Raw genomic sequence first — 14633 nt, 5'->3', positions numbered from 1 at the left:
AGGTTGCGGCGAGAGTCATGCGGCGGGAACCGCGCTAGCCTACTTGCACTTGGCGATCGACGTCAGCGCGGCCGAGATGCCTTTCAGCGAAAACACATAGGTCGTCGGATTGCCGCGGCCAGACTTCGCCGAGACCTTCATGTCGGTGCCGGTCTTCATGGCGGCGATCAGCACCGGCTCTTCGGCGGCGTTCTCGACCCAGGCCGACTTGCCGCGGGTGAACATCGAGAACGTCTTCTTGTCGATGGTGACGGTGGCCTTGGAGCCTTCCTGGAATGTGTAGCCGGCGATGAATTGCGGCTCGTAGGACACTTGCTGGCCCGGCCGCTGGCTGACGAAGAAGAACATGTCGCCGTGATCGAGCGTCGGCGGCTGCTTGTCGGTCGGCACGGTGAGCACATAGCAGACCTTGCCGCCCTGCGCCTGGTAGCTGTAGGTGCCCCAGGCATTGTGCTGGCCGATCTTGGTCGCCTGCTGCGCCAGCGCCGGCGCGGCAAAAGCCACCAGGACCAGGCTCGAGACTAGTGCAATCAATCCGCGCATCGCTTTTCCCGTATTCCAAATGGTGCGGGGCAGGCCGGCTTGGCGTCCTGCCCGTCGCTTCATTTTGATTTAATCTGGGTTACCAAACGGTGAATTTCCCTCGGAAAAGGACATTCACCCATGGAAACCACCGCCATTTCCGCGCCGCTTCTTGAAAAAACGGCTTTCGCAATGTCCCTGCGGCGACTTGGAGGCCACGAAAGCGGCAAGAGTTTGACTTTTCCAACGGCCGCAGCGGAACCCGAAGCCCAGCCGCTATCGTCCTGTTTGAGCGGAGGATTTCTTCTGAACCAAGTTGCCAACGCGACGCCGATTCAGCTCTTGTCGGCGATCGCCTCCTTGGCGGCCTTGCGGTGCGCAGGGGTGATATGGGCGCTTACCGTGGAGATCGCGGCGGTCAGCACGGCGATGTCGTCGGTGAAGCCGAGGCCGAAGACGAAATCGGGTATGACGTCGACCGGCAGCACGAAATAGCCAAGCGCTGCCAGCAATATGCCCTTGGCACGCAAAGGCGTCTTCCTGTCGAGCGCGCAATAATAGCCGGCGACGACCTCTTCCATGAACGGAATCTGCCGGGCGGCCTTCTTGGCCGTGCGCCAGAATTTGGCGCGCACTTCACTCTCGTCGCCGAGCTTGCTGCCGAAGCCGAAGAAATCAAAACCGGGCTGCTGCGCCATCAATCCTCTCCTTGCCGGCCGTCGCGCTACGCGTTGCGCGCGGCCGCCACGGAAAATGTGGTGAAAGTCCCGGTCCACTGCAAGAGGATGGCGCCGATTTGGCGTTGCCGCCCCAGCGTTCAGCCGCCAGCATACCCATTCATCTTCTTGGCCAGCGCGATGTCGAGCGCAGTGACACCACCGGCATCATGGGTGTTGAGCGTCACGTCGACAGTCTTGTAGACGTTCGACCAGTCGGGATGATGGTCCATCTTCTCGGCGGCCAGCGCGACGCGGGTCATGAAGGCGAAGGCTTCGGAAAAATTCTTGAAGTCGAAGCTGCGCTTGATGGAGGCGCCATCGGCTGCCTGCGACCAGCCGGCCAGTTCGGCCAGTGCGGCGGCGATGGCGTCCTTGCTGAGTTTCTCTCTCGTCATGATGATTTCCCGTGCTATCCCAGATATCGACCCTCACCATAATGCAAGTCGCCCAAAAGTCCTTTGCGTTTTGGGCTTCCAAATGCACGAACGGCGCATATCGAATGAGCGTAAAGCCGATAAATTCCATACTCTTCGTCTGCCTCGGCAACATCTGCCGCTCACCCCTGGCCGAAGGCGTGTTCCGCGCCGTGCTGGCGGAACGCGGCCGCGACATGGTGCTGGACGACATCGTGCTGGACTCTGCGGCGACCGGCGGCTGGAACCTCGGCGAAGCGCCCGACCCGCGCTCGATCGCGATTGCGGCCCGCCACGGCCTCGACATATCAGGGCAGCGGGCACGCAAGGTCAGGCCGGAGGATTTTTCGCGCTTCGACCTGATCCTCGGCATGGATCGGCAAAATGTCCGCGACCTCAAGGCGTTGGCGCCGGCCGGTGCGCGGGAACGTATTCATCTCTTGGCAGAGTTTGCGCAGGGCAAAACCCGCGACGTGCCGGATCCCTATTATGACGGGGCCGAAGCGTTCGCTTCGGTCTACCGCATGATCCGCGAAGCGTCGGAGGCGCTGGCGACGAGATTGGTGGCGCGGGCGTCGACGCCGGAGAGCGGCCACGCCTCCTCGACAATGTAGGGACCGCCGCCGACCGAATCGCGCGACGACATCAGCACGAAGCGGCCGACGCGAAACGGTAGCGTCGCAAAATTGCCGCGCGCCGACAGGTACTGGGCGACGTCGAGCGGGCTCGAATTGCGCAAGCGTGCCAGCGTAACATGCGGGGTGAACTTGCGCGGGTCGGCGGGCAGGCCGAGCCGCTGGCAGATGCGGTCGATTTCGCTCTGCAGCGCCGAAAGGTCGGGCGAGGCGAAGACGCCGGCCCAGACGGCGTGCGGCTTCTTCTGGCCGAAAGCGCCAACTCCGGACAGGGTGAGCGAGAAGGATGGGCGGTGCACCCGGTCGAGCGCGTTGGCGATTTCGTCGGCGATATGGCCTTCGACGTCGCCGATGAAGCGCAGCGTCAGATGGTAGTTTTCGACATCGATCCAGCGGGCTCCGGGCAGGCCGCCCCTGAGCAGGGACAGCGAAAGAGCGGCGTCACGGGGTATTTCGAGGGCGGTGAAAAGACGCGGCATGGTGAGCCTCCCTTCCTCGAATCGAACTGTGCCCCTAGCGAATCATCGATAGTCAAACGGGGCAAGTGGTTTGTTGGTTGCAGGCATTTTTACGAACAGGCGCCTCCAAGCGATGAATAAGCACTATTGCCGTGCCGCCTCGGCGCTTGCATTACCCAGATGCTGCATATGCTCTTCGAGCGCAGCATGGATGACTCGGGTCATCGGCAGCCCGGTCTTTTGTTTCAAAGTTCGCGCGAGGCGAACGCCGCGTTATTCTCGTCAGACCGGCGTTCAACCGCCACCCTCAACTGCCGCAATCGCCTTCTCCACGGCGGGCATGATGCGCTCGACCATCGCTGCGATGCCCTTCGGATTGGGATGCAGGCCATCCTCCAACTGCAGGCCGGACTGCCCGGCGACGCCATCGAGAAAAAACGGATAGAGCGGCACATCGTATTTCGCGGCCAGCTTTGGGTAGATCGCATCGAAGGCGTTCTGGTAGTCGGCGCCGAGATTGGGAGCGGCGCGCATGCCGGCCAAAAGCACCGCGATCTTGCGCGCTTTCAGCTTCGCCAGCATGTCGTCCAGGTTCTTTTCCGTAATGCTGGGCGAGACGCCGCGCAGCATGTCGTTGGCGCCGAGTTCGAGGATAACCAGCCTTGTCCCATCCGGCACCGACCAGTCAAGCCGCGCCAAGCCGCCGCTCGAGGTGTCGCCTGAAACGCCGGCGTTGGCGACGGTGACGTCATGGCCTTTGGCGCGCAGCGCAGCTTGCAATTTGTCGGTAAAGCCATCGCCAGGCCCGAGGCCGAAACCGGCCATCAGGCTGTCGCCGAAGCCGACGATGGTGAACGTCTCGGCGCGCACAGACGAAATGGCGCCGCAAAGGGTGACGAAAAGGACGAGCCCTGCGGCATTCAAGCGTTTGAAAGACATGTGGCAGCCCCCATATACCCGAGGAATTCTTCCGGCGACGGCTTCCGGCAAGCAGAGCCTTCATCCTGATATAGGACGCTTTAATTGTGACAGAAGCCGTCATCGCGCTTAAAGACATATCCCTGACCCTGGGCCAAGGGGCTTCGTCTGTGCATGTGCTGAAAGGCGTCAGCCTTGACGTGACGCGCGGCGAGGCGACCGGCGTTGTCGGCCCTTCGGGTTCCGGCAAGTCGACCTTGCTGATGGTGCTGGCCGGGCTGGAGCGGGTCGATTCGGGCACGGTGCGCATTGCCGGCGAATTGCTGAACGGCAAAAGCGAGGATCAGCTCGCCTCGTTTCGGGGCCGAAACATTGGCATCGTCTTCCAGTCCTTCCATCTCATTCCCAACATGACGGCGCTCGAAAATGTCGCGGTGCCGCTGGAACTGGCCGGCCATGCCGATCCGTTCGGCGTCGCCGCGCAGGAGTTGGCGGCCGTCGGCCTGAGCGACCGCGTCACCCACTATCCCGGCGAACTCTCCGGCGGCGAACAGCAGCGCGTGGCGATCGCCCGCGCGCTGGCGCCGTCGCCGCGCATTCTGATTGCCGACGAGCCGACCGGCAATCTCGACCAGGCGACGGGGCGGCAGGTCGCCGACCTTTTGTTCGCCAAGGCGGCCGAGCGCGGCATGACCTTGGTGCTGGTCACGCACGATCCGGCCCTTGCGGCGCGCTGCTCGCGCCAGGTGTCGATGCGCTCCGGCCGCATCGAGGATGCGCCGGTAGCGCAGGTCAAGGTGCCGGCCTGATGCCACTGTCGCAGACGCTGAAGCTCGCGTTCCGCTTTTCGCTGCGCGAGATGCGCGGCGGACTGTCCGGCTTCATGATCTTCCTTGCCTGCATCGCGCTCGGCGTCGCTGCAATCGGCGGGGTCAATTCGGTGGCGCAGGCGATCACCGCAGGCGTTGCCGACCAGGGCCAGACGCTGCTTGGCGGCGACTTGCGCTTCCAGCTCAACCAGCGCGATGCGACGCCAGCCGAAAGCACCTTCCTCGACCGCCTCGGCACTGTGTCGCACAGCGCCAATATGCGCTCGATGGCGCGGCTGGAAGACGGCTCCGACCAGGCGCTGGTCGAGGCCAAGGCCGTCGACGACGTCTATCCGCTCTATGGCGCGATCGAGACCGCGCCGCAGCTTGGCAGAAAGGATTTGTTCGGCGAGAAATCAGGCGTCTTTGGCGCCGCCGCGCCCGACCTGTTGTTCGACCGGCTGAATGTGAAGATCGGTGACCGGCTGAAGGTCGGCAGCGCGACATTCGAATTGCGGGCCAGGCTGGTGAGCGAACCGGATGCGGTGTCGGACGGTTTCGGCTTCGCGCCGCGGCTGATGGTCTCGACCGCGGGGCTTGCCGCGTCCGGCCTGATCCAGCCAGGCAGCCTGGTCGAGAATGCCTACAAGGTTCGGCTGCCGGCCGGCGCCAGCGAGGCCGATCTCAAGACCATCCAAGATCGGGCGGCGAGCGATTTCCCTGAAGCCGGCTGGTCGATCCGCACGCGTTCCAATGCGGCGCCGGCGCTGTCGGCCAACATCGAGCGCTTCTCGCAATTCCTCACGCTGGTCGGGCTGACGGCGCTGGTCGTCGGTGGCGTCGGCGTTGCCAATGCGGTGCGCGCCTATCTCGACGGCAAGCGCGGCGTCATCGCCACCTTCAAGAGCCTTGGCGCCTCGGGCGGCTTCGTCTTCACCGTCTATCTCGTGCAGATCCTGATGATCGCCGGCCTCGGCATCGCGCTTGGCCTCATCCTCGGCGCCGCCATGCCGTTTGCTGCCAGCGCTGCGCTCCAGTCGGTCATTCCGGTGCCGGCTAAAGGCGGCTTCTATCCCGGTGCGCTGGCTCTTGCCGCGCTGTTCGGGCTGCTGGTGACGCTTGCCTTCGCGCTGTTGCCGCTCGGCCGCGCCCGCGATGTGCCGGCGACCGCGCTGTTTCGCGAAATGGGTTTTGAGGGCCGCGGCTTTCCACGCCTGCCCTATCTTGCCACGGCGGTCGGCATCGCGGTCGCTTTGGCGGCGCTCGCCATCCTGTTTTCCGGCGACCGGCGCATCGCCTTGATCTTCGTCGGCGCGACGGTCTTTGCCTTTCTGGTGTTGCGCCTGGTCGGTGCGCTGGTGCAGTGGGTGGCGCGCAAAAGCCCGCGTGTGCGGTCGGTCGCGCTCAGGCTCGCCATCGGCAACATCCACCGGCCCGGCGCGCTGACGCCGTCCGTCGTGCTGTCGCTGGGCCTCGGGCTGACGCTTTTGGTGACGCTGGCGCTGATCGACGGCAATCTCAGGCAGCAGATCTCCGGCAGTCTGCCGGAACGGGCGCCGAATTTCTTCTTCGTCGACATCCAGAATAGCGAGGTCGATGCCTTCTCGACATTGATCGGCAATGAGGCGCCGAAGGGAACGCTGGTCAAGGTGCCGATGCTGCGCGGCCGGGTGATGGCGCTGAACGGCGTTAGTGTCGACAAGGCCAATGTGCCATCGGAAGGCGCCTGGGTGCTGCGCGGCGATCGCGGCCTGACCTACGACGCCAAACAAACGGCCAATGCGACATTGACCGAGGGCAGCTGGTGGCCGGAGAACTACAGCGGCGAACCGCTGGTCTCGTTCTCCAACGATGAAGGCAAGGCGCTCGGCCTGAAGCTCGGCGATACCGTCACCGTCAATGTGCTCGGACGCAATGTGACGGCCAGGATCGCCAATTTCCGAGAGGTGCAATGGGAGACGATGGGCATCAACTTCGTCATGGTGTTCTCGCCCAACACTTTTGCAGGCGCGCCCCATGGCTGGCTGGCGACGCTGACCGAAAAGGATGCCACGGCAGCAGAGGATGCCCGCCTGCTCAACGCCGTCACCCGCGCCTTCCCGGCGGTGACGACAGTTCGGGTCAAGGACGCGCTCGACGTCGTCAACCGGCTGGTCGGCCAGCTCGGCACGGCGATCCGGGCCGCGGCCGGCGTGGCGATGATCGCTTCGGTGCTGGTGCTGGCCGGCGCGCTCGCCGCGGGAAATCGCGCCCGCATCCACGATGCCGTGGTGCTGAAGACGTTGGGCGCCACGAGGCGCACGCTGATCGCGGCGTTTTCGCTGGAATACATGCTGATCGGCCTGGCCACCGCGGTGTTTGCGTTGGCTGCCGGCGGCATCGCCGCCTGGTACATCGTTGCCCGCATCATGACGTTGCCGTCGCATTTCATGCCGGAGGTGGCAGTGGCGACCTTGGTGTTTGCGCTGGTGATCACGGTCGGCATCGGCCTTGCCGGCACCTGGCGGGTGCTCGGGCACAAGGCGGCGCCGGTGCTGCGCGACCTCTAGGCCCAAAACGGCAAGGTTGGCCGAATCTGCCGTTTCCGATTAAATCTTGGTAATGTGCAGTCATGGAAGCCCAAGAAAACCGGCTTCCGGAGATTCACCAAGCGTTGCAGCCCGTTACGGTCTTGTTCTTGACGTCAAGAACCATCATATTTCGCCACAGGCATGCTGGAGCCCCGCCAGCGGCGCCCAGGTCCGAAAGGGCCTGACACCGTACGGGGCAGAAGCAACAGAGGATTCCAATGGCTGAGCCCATTCGCAACTACCAGACTTCGGCCGTGCCGGGCGCGCGCGCCGACATCGACCAAGGCCTGCGCACTTACATGCTCAAGGTCTACAATTTGATGGGGCTTGGCCTCCTCATCACCGGCGTCGCCGCCTGGGGCGCTTTCCAGCTCGCCGTCACCGGCGACGGACAGCTGACCGCTTTCGGCACGCTGATCTATGCCAGCGCCTTCCGCTGGGTGGTCATCCTGGCTCCGCTCGCCGCCGTCTTCTTCCTGTCGTTCAGGATCCAGTCGATGAGCGTGGCCGCGGCGCAAACCACCTTCTGGGTCTATTCGGGCCTGGTCGGCCTGTCGCTGTCGACCATCTTCCTGGTCTACACCGGCGCCTCGATCACTCAGACCTTCTTTGCCACGGCGGCCGCCTTCGGCGCGCTGTCGCTCTACGGCTACACGACCAAGCGCGACCTTTCGGCGTTCGGCTCGTTCCTGGTCATGGGCGTGGTCGGCCTGGTGATCGCCATGCTGATCAACATCTTCCTGCAGTCGTCGGCGCTCGGCTTCGCCATCTCGGCGATCGGCGTGCTGATCTTCGCCGGGCTCACCGCCTATGACACGCAGACCATCAAGGAAATGTACTACGAAGGCGATCAGGCCGACGTTGCCGGCCGCAAGGCGATCATGGGCGCGTTGAGGCTATATCTCGACTTCATCAACCTGTTCATGTTCCTGCTGCAGTTCATGGGCGATCGCCGCTAGGCGGTCTTCCCATCAGGCAACTGGACCAGCTGATATCAAGAGGGCGGCCAACGGCCGCCCTTTTCTTTTGTGCCGGCCTTTGCTGTCATGGAGGCAGATGAATCGTCTGCATAAATCATGAGCACTATTTCCATCCGCGCGGCCTTGGAAGGCGACCTCGGCCGAATCACCGAGATCTACGGCGATGCCGTGACGCATGGCACCGCGAGCTATGAGCTCGAGCCGCCCAGCCGCACTGAGATGGGTGGGCGCTTCGACAGCCTGACGGCGGGGGGCTTTCCCTATCTGGTGGCGGAACGAGATGGCGCGCTGCTCGGCTACGCCTATGCCGGCGCGTTCCGGCCGCGCCCGGCCTACCGCTTCATCGTAGAGGATTCCGTCTATGTCGCGCCTGATGCGAAGGGCCAGGGCGTCGGGCTGCTGCTGATGCAGGCGCTGATTGAAGCCTGCCGTATGGCGGGCTTTCGCCAGATCGTCGCGGTGATCGGTGACGGCCATGCAGACAGCGCCTCGGTGCGGCTGCATGAAAAGCTCGGCTTTCGCCATTCCGGTCGCCTGGAAGGCTCCGGCTACAAGCATGGGCGCTGGCTTGACACGGTGTTCATGCAGCTGTCGCTGAATGGCGGCGCAACGGTTCCGCCCGATCCGCATTCGCTGCCGGAGCGGAAGTTTCGTGAGAGCCTGAGGAGCGGGAATTGAGGAGTTGAAGAACTGAAGAATTGAGGATTTGAATAGCAACAAACCCGGCGGTATTTCGACCGTTACATCCTCTTTTTTCAATTCTTCAGTTCTTCAGTTCTTCAATTCCCCAATTCTCAATTAGGCCTGGACAATCTTCAGCTTAGCATCGAAGACGTTGAGCACGCGACCGAGTTCCTGGCCGCGCTTGAGGATTCGGCCGCCGGCGGCGATGACGGCGAAGGCGCCTTGCCGGCGCGCCAGTTTCGGATCCTTGACGATCTGGAACAGCGGCACTTCGCTGGCCCGGCGGAAGACTGAAAACACAGCCCGATCAGACAGATGATCGATGGCATAGTCGCGCCATTCGTTGGCGGCGACCATGCGTCCGTACAGCCTCAGGATCTCATCGAGTTCACGCCGGTCGAAACGGACCGGCTGGTCGAGGCGTTCGCGTCGCGCCTCGTGCAGCGGGATCAATATTGCGGATGCGTCCCCATCCTCCGTCCCACCGCTGCGATCGGTCATCCCGCGATCCCTTTGAAAATGAATCTCGCTTGCAGAAGTTGGCGTGTTCGCCGTGGAATTGCAAGGCCCGGCTAACCATCCCGGGACCGCGCTGTTTTCGCAACGTCCAGTCACTTTTATAAAACGCGGTGTTTGAATTGGTGATGCCTCGCCACATTTCCGCCCTTTTTTATCCGCGCTCATGCCCCAATGTCCGACGAATTTACCGGCGTTGCCTGAGACGGTTCGGTCCGGCACCGGCTCGTAAACCCCAAGCCCCCCGCCCACGGGTCTGCGTCGGATCGAACCAACCTCGGACTTTCCTCAGGGAGAGACCGGGTGCGACGATCCCAAAGCCTAAATGACCGACGTCAGAAGCAAGCTGACGTCGGTTTTTTTGTTGGGCGGCGCCAGACACTTGTCGTCGTGATCCTTCACACCCCCCTCTGTCCTGCCGGACATCTCCCCGCAAGGGTGGAGATCAGATTTCGCGTTTGCTTTCGCCAATCTCAAACGTGGGACAGGATGGCGGATGCGGCGAAGCTGCCAATCTCCCTCCTTGCGGGGGAGATGGCCGGCAGGCCAGAGGGGGGTGCTGTCCCGCCGATATCAAAAGGTATGGACCAGCCTCTTAAGGCTTGTGAATAAACGCCGCGCCCAGAATAGGCCCCGGCAGGCCGTCCTTGCCAACCGATTGCAGCAGCACGGCGCAGCCGCCTTTCTTGGCGATCTCGGTCATCGGCAATTCGTAGCGCTGCGCCTTGCCGTGCCACATGCCGGCGGTCTGGATGCCGGTGACGGCGTTCCAGTAGGTCATGCTGCGGCCGGTGTTCTCGCCCTTGGCGATGGTCACCGTCTGCGGTGGTTCGAAATAGACGATGACGACATGGGCGTCGCTCGGGCCGCTACCGGCGTCGCCGGCATCGATCATGACGCGATCGCTGGTGCGGCTGACCTTGACGCTGACCCGCATGCCTTCACCGGATTTCTCCATGCGGGCAAGCGCGCCGTCGACCTCCTTGCGGCTGGCGCCGTTGACATGGCTGCGACCATTGATGACGGCTTGCGGCGTGTAGACGGAGCGGGTGCCGAAGGCGCGCATATAGTCATATTGCCGGTCGGTATTGTCCTTGCTGCTCAGCGTGTCCTGCCAGCCGAGATAGTCCCAGTAATTGACGTGGTAGGCGAGCGCGACGACGTTGTCCTTGGCCGCCAGCTCGGCAAAGAAAGCGTCCGCCGGCGGGCAGGAATTGCAGCCCTGGCTGGTGAACAGCTCGACCACGCCCAAGGGCCTGTCAATCTGCGGTTTGTCGGTCTGGGTCGTTCCCGATTCCTCAGCGAACCCGGTCCCGGCAAGCGCCGAGAAGGCCAGCGCAAAAGCCGCAAGCCGCAGAGGGTGTCGAGGTGCCATGATCGTTCCGATTCCCGCCGGTGACGCCGGCCTTGTTCTGGTTGCCCAGATTTGTGGCAGAAGCGACAGTCAACGGGAAGTCACGTTGCGGTGAAATTTTTGCTGCCGCAACCATGGGTATGGCCATCACAGGGGGAGCACTTCACCGCCCGGTTCGATCGGGAGCATGGCATCAGGAGCGTGGGGCAGATCTTGCTGAGCCCAGCCGGTTTTTACTCCTGTCGTACAGGGCGGGGCTTCGTTCGGGTCGGGCAATGCTTTGGAAAGACTGGGAGTAGGGAGTAGGGAGTAGGGAGTAGGGAGTAGGGAGTAGGGAGTAGGGAGTAGGGAGTAGGGAGTAGGGAGTAGGGGATGTCGTTCCCCGCTACCGCCCAATCCCTACTGCCTAAGCCCTGGCCGCTACGCGGCCAGATCGCGCAGCACGTATTGCAAAATGCCGCCATTCTTGAAGTAGTCGAGTTCGTCCAGCGTATCGATGCGGCAGATGATCGGCACGTTCTTCACGGTGCCGTCGCCATAGGTCACCTTGGCGATCATCGTCTGGCGTGGCTTGATGGTGCTTATGCCGTCGATCTCGACCAGCTCGTCACCCTTGAGGTTGAGCGAGGCCCATGAGGTGCCTTCCTCGAAGACGAAGGGGATGACGCCCATGCCGACCAGGTTGGAGCGATGGATGCGCTCGAAGGACTGGGCGATGACGGCACGGACACCGAGGAGATTCGTTCCTTTAGCTGCCCAGTCGCGGGAGGAGCCGTTGCCGTATTCGACGCCGGCGAAGATGACCAGCGGCACGCCTTCCTTTTTGTACCTCATCGCCGCGTCGTAGATCGATTCCTCTTCCTTCGACGGGTAGTGGATGGTGTAGCCGCCCTCGCGGCCGTTCTCGCCCAGCATATGGTTGCGGATGCGGATGTTGGCGAAGGTGCCGCGCATCATCACCTCATGGTTGCCGCGCCTTGTGCCGTACTGGTTGAAGTCGGCAACGCCGACGCCATGGTCGGTGAGGTATTTGCCGGCCGGGGAAGCGGCCTTGATCGAACCCGCCGGTGAGATGTGATCGGTGGTGATCTTGTCGCCGAACAGGCCGAGCACGCGCGCGCCCTTGATGTCGCCGATCTTGCCGAAACCGGAGGTCATGCCGGCGAAATAGGGCGGGTTCTGCACATAGGTCGAGTTGTCGTCCCAGGCATAGGTCTGGCCTTCCGGCGCCTTGACGTTCTGCCAGTATTCGTCGCCCTTGAAGACGTCGGCATATTTGCGGGCGAACAGCTCACGTGTGACGTTCTTCTCGATGAACTCCTGGATCTCGGCCGAACTCGGCCAGATATCCCTGAGATAGACCGGCTTGCCGTCGCGGCCTTCGCCGAGTGGCTCGGTGGTCAGGTCCTTGGTGACGGTGCCGGCCAAAGCATGGGCTACCACCAGCGGCGGCGACGCCAGATAGTTCGCCTGCACGTCAGGTGAAACACGGCCTTCGAAGTTGCGGTTGCCGGAGAGCACTGCGGCGGCGATCAGGCCCTTATCGTTGATGGTCTTGGAGATCGGCGCCGGCAGCGGGCCGGAATTGCCGATGCAGGTGGTGCAGCCGAAACCAACCAGGTTGAAGCCGATCTGGTCGAGCTCCTTCTGCAGGCCGGACTTTTCCAGATATTCGGCGACCACCTGGCTGCCCGGCGCCAGCGAGGTCTTCACCCACGGCTTCTGCTTGAGGCCGAGCCGGTTGGCGTTGCGCGCCAAAAGGCCGGCGCCGATCAGCACGCTCGGGTTGGAGGTGTTGGTGCAGGACGTGATGGCGGCAATGACGACATCGCCATGACCGAGATCATGGTCGGTGCCTTCGACGGCATAGCGCTTGTGGATTTCGGCAGCCTTCTTGTACTCGGTTTCCATCGCCTTTGCGAAGCCGGCCGGAATGCCTTCGAGCGGAACGCGGCCTTCGGGGCGCTTGGGACCTGCCATCGACGGCACGACGCTGTCGAGCTCGAGTTCGAGCAGGTCAGTGAAGACAGGGTCGGCCGAGCCGGCGTCACGCCACATGCCTTGCGCCTTGGAATAGGCCTCGACCAGGGCGATGCGGCTTTCCTCGCGGCCCGACATTGTGAGGTAGCGGATGGTCTCGCCATCGACCGGGAAGAAGCCGCAGGTGGCGCCATACTCGGGCGCCATATTGCCGATGGTGGCGCGGTCGGCCAGCGTCATGTTGGACAGGCCCGGGCCGAAGAACTCGACGAACTTGCCGACGACGCCCTTCTTGCGCAGCATCTGGGTGACGGTCAGCACCAGGTCAGTGGCGGTGATGCCTTCCCTAAGTTTGCCGGTGAGGCGGAAGCCGATGACTTCGGGCAACAGCATGGAAACCGGCTGGCCGAGCATCGCCGCCTCGGCCTCGATGCCGCCGACGCCCCAGCCGAGCACGCCAAGGCCGTTGATCATGGTGGTGTGCGAATCGGTGCCGACGCAGGTGTCGGGATAAGCGGTGGTTTCGCCGTCTTCCGTGTTGGTCCAGACGACCTGACCGAGATATTCGAGGTTGACCTGATGGCAGATGCCGGTGCCGGGCGGCACGACGCGAAAATTGCGGAACGCCTGCTGGCCCCATTTCAGGAATTTATAGCGCTCTTCGTTGCGCTCATATTCGAGCTCGACATTCCTGGCAAAGGCCAGTGGCGTGCCGAATTCGTCGACGATGACGGAGTGGTCGATGACGAGGTCGACCGGCACCAGCGGATTGATCTTCTGCGGATCGCCGCCGAGCGCCTTGAGGCCGTCGCGCATGGCGGCCAAGTCGACCACCGCCGGGACGCCCGTGAAATCCTGCATCAAGACACGCGCCGGGCGATAGGCGATCTCGACGCCGGCGGTGCCCTTGTCGGTCAGCCAGCCGGCAACAGCCTGGATAGAGTCCTTGGTGACGGAGCGGCCGTCTTCATTGCGCAAAAGGTTTTCCAGCAGCACCTTCATCGAATAAGGCAGCTGGGCAATGCCGGTGAGGCCGTTCCTCTCGGCCTCGACCAGATTGTAATAGACATAGTCCGCGCCACCCACGGTGAGGGTGCGGCGGCAATTGAAACTGTCGAGGGATTTTGACACGTGCGGTCCGTCCTTGTCTGTTCAGCCTGAAAGGGAACGGACGCCGATGGGCATGCAATCACGCGCAAAGGTGCGGGTACGGCCATTTCCGCTGTCCGTTCCCAGCCAACCCGAGCCGTTCAAGGCGGCGCGTGCGCTGGTTCGGCGCAAATTCTGTTCCCGTGCCGACCGCTGGCACGGATGTCCCGCATATAGAGAATTTTCTGGAATAGTTCTAGACAGTTGCGGAGCAAATTTGTGCGATGCGGCAGCTATCGCGCGGTAGAGTTTTCGGGACGGGCAGGCATGCGGCTGATTGCCGAAAATCTGGGCGGCGAACGCGGCGGCGAGACGGTCTTTTCCGGCATCGGTTTTGCGCTCGACAAGGGCCAGGTGCTGGTCGTCACCGGGCCGAACGGCTCGGGCAAATCGACGCTGCTCAGGGTCATCGCCGGGCTGCTGCCGAAGGCGCAAGGCGATGTGCGCATCGAGGGCGGCGGCGAGACGTTTCCGACGATCGCTTCGGCGATCCACTATCTCGGCCACCTCAATGCAATGAAGACGGCGCTCAGCGTGGCGGAGAATCTGCGCTTCTGGCGCGATTTCAACGGCGACGGGCAGTCGGGTGTGGGGGAGGCGCTGGAGACGGTTGGTCTCGGCGGCATCGGCCATCTGCCTTTCGGATATCTGTCGACCGGGCAAAGGCGGCGGGCGGCGATTGCGAAATTGCTGGTCAGTCATAAGCCGCTGTGGCTGCTGGATGAGCCGACGGCTGGGCTGGACAAGGCCTCGGAGGCGCGGTTTGCGGGGCTGATGACGAGGCATTGCGCGGAGGGCGGGATTATTGTCGCGGCGACGCATTTGCCACTGGGATTGGATGGGGCGAAGGAATTGAGGATGGGAGCAATAGGGTGATGTCGGCATTCCCGCCCACCCCCCTCTGCCCTACCGGGCATCTCCCCCGC

General features: G+C 63.0%; 14 protein-coding genes. 6 read left to right on the top strand and 8 right to left on the bottom strand.

Annotation, left to right across the window (positions count from 1 at the left end; all coding sequences use genetic code 11):
- Positions 1–39 precede the first annotated feature (39 nt).
- The 3 genes from ACYG97_RS22800 to ACYG97_RS22790 form a co-directional block, all read right to left on the bottom strand.
- Positions 40–543, bottom strand: a complete 504-nt coding sequence (locus ACYG97_RS22800; protein WP_023671718.1) for an invasion associated locus B family protein — start codon at positions 541–543, stop codon at positions 40–42.
- A 314-nt stretch (positions 544–857) separates the two neighbouring features.
- Positions 858–1220 (bottom strand): YkvA family protein, encoded by a 363-nt coding sequence (locus tag ACYG97_RS22795; RefSeq protein WP_023671719.1) that lies wholly within the window; start codon positions 1218–1220, stop codon positions 858–860.
- A gap of 119 nt (positions 1221–1339) precedes the next feature.
- On the bottom strand, positions 1340–1636 hold the full coding sequence (locus ACYG97_RS22790) for a 4a-hydroxytetrahydrobiopterin dehydratase (protein ID WP_023671720.1): 297 nt from the start codon (positions 1634–1636) through the stop codon (positions 1340–1342).
- A gap of 104 nt (positions 1637–1740) precedes the next feature.
- On the opposite strand from ACYG97_RS22790, the gene ACYG97_RS22785 reads away from it, so the two are divergent.
- Complete coding sequence (locus tag ACYG97_RS22785) at positions 1741–2268, top strand: low molecular weight protein-tyrosine-phosphatase (protein ID WP_023702599.1); 528 nt, start codon at positions 1741–1743, stop codon at positions 2266–2268.
- Here ACYG97_RS22785 and thpR read toward each other — a convergent pair.
- Both thpR and ACYG97_RS22775 read right to left on the bottom strand, forming a co-directional pair.
- Positions 2172–2768 (bottom strand): RNA 2',3'-cyclic phosphodiesterase, encoded by a 597-nt coding sequence (gene thpR, locus ACYG97_RS22780; RefSeq protein ID WP_023671722.1) that lies wholly within the window; start codon positions 2766–2768, stop codon positions 2172–2174. The two genes, ACYG97_RS22785 and thpR, sit on opposite strands and share 97 nt — an antisense overlap.
- Before the next feature lie 273 nt (positions 2769–3041).
- Positions 3042–3686, bottom strand: a complete 645-nt coding sequence (locus tag ACYG97_RS22775; RefSeq protein WP_023702600.1) for an arylesterase — start codon at positions 3684–3686, stop codon at positions 3042–3044.
- An 86-nt stretch (positions 3687–3772) separates the two neighbouring features.
- Between ACYG97_RS22775 and ACYG97_RS22770 the strand changes: the two genes are divergently transcribed.
- The 4 genes from ACYG97_RS22770 (at position 3773) to ACYG97_RS22755 (ending at position 8702) form a co-directional block, all read left to right on the top strand.
- Positions 3773–4474 carry an ABC transporter ATP-binding protein gene (locus ACYG97_RS22770; RefSeq protein WP_023732872.1) on the top strand — a complete coding sequence of 234 codons (702 nt, stop codon included), beginning with the start codon at positions 3773–3775 and terminating at the stop codon, positions 4472–4474.
- Entirely contained in the window at positions 4474–7023 is a 2550-nt protein-coding gene (locus ACYG97_RS22765; RefSeq protein ID WP_023732873.1) for an ABC transporter permease, read from the top strand. Before ACYG97_RS22770 ends, ACYG97_RS22765 begins: the two co-directional genes overlap by 1 nt.
- Before the next feature lie 239 nt (positions 7024–7262).
- Positions 7263–8003 (top strand): Bax inhibitor-1/YccA family protein, encoded by a 741-nt coding sequence (locus tag ACYG97_RS22760; RefSeq protein ID WP_023671726.1) that lies wholly within the window; start codon positions 7263–7265, stop codon positions 8001–8003.
- A gap of 117 nt (positions 8004–8120) precedes the next feature.
- Complete coding sequence (locus tag ACYG97_RS22755; protein ID WP_023698867.1) at positions 8121–8702, top strand: GNAT family N-acetyltransferase; 582 nt, start codon at positions 8121–8123, stop codon at positions 8700–8702.
- A 120-nt stretch (positions 8703–8822) separates the two neighbouring features.
- Here ACYG97_RS22755 and ACYG97_RS22750 read toward each other — a convergent pair whose 3' ends face one another.
- The 3 genes from ACYG97_RS22750 to acnA all read right to left on the bottom strand — a co-directional run bounded on the left by ACYG97_RS22750 (position 8823) and on the right by acnA (position 13689).
- Positions 8823–9209 carry a DUF2794 domain-containing protein gene (locus tag ACYG97_RS22750; protein ID WP_023683844.1) on the bottom strand — a complete coding sequence of 129 codons (387 nt, stop codon included), beginning with the start codon at positions 9207–9209 and terminating at the stop codon, positions 8823–8825.
- 610 nt (positions 9210–9819) lie between these two features.
- Positions 9820–10599: a DUF1223 domain-containing protein gene (locus ACYG97_RS22745; RefSeq protein WP_023683845.1), complete on the bottom strand. Its 780-nt coding sequence runs from the start codon at positions 10597–10599 to the stop codon at positions 9820–9822.
- Between the two features lie 399 nt (positions 10600–10998).
- Entirely contained in the window at positions 10999–13689 is a 2691-nt protein-coding gene (acnA, locus tag ACYG97_RS22740) for an aconitate hydratase AcnA (RefSeq protein WP_023715753.1), read from the bottom strand.
- 285 nt (positions 13690–13974) lie between these two features.
- On the opposite strand from acnA, the gene ccmA reads away from it, so the two are divergent.
- A complete protein-coding gene (gene ccmA / locus ACYG97_RS22735; RefSeq protein ID WP_023732874.1) occupies positions 13975–14583 on the top strand; it encodes a heme ABC exporter ATP-binding protein CcmA in 609 nt (202 codons plus the stop codon).
- The last annotated feature ends 50 nt before the right edge of the window (positions 14584–14633 follow it).

The sequence above is a fragment of the Mesorhizobium sp. W067 genome, assembly GCF_054719525.1.
The sequence above is the reverse complement of the archived record's forward strand: the minus strand, read 5'-3'. Positions and strand labels throughout refer to the sequence as shown.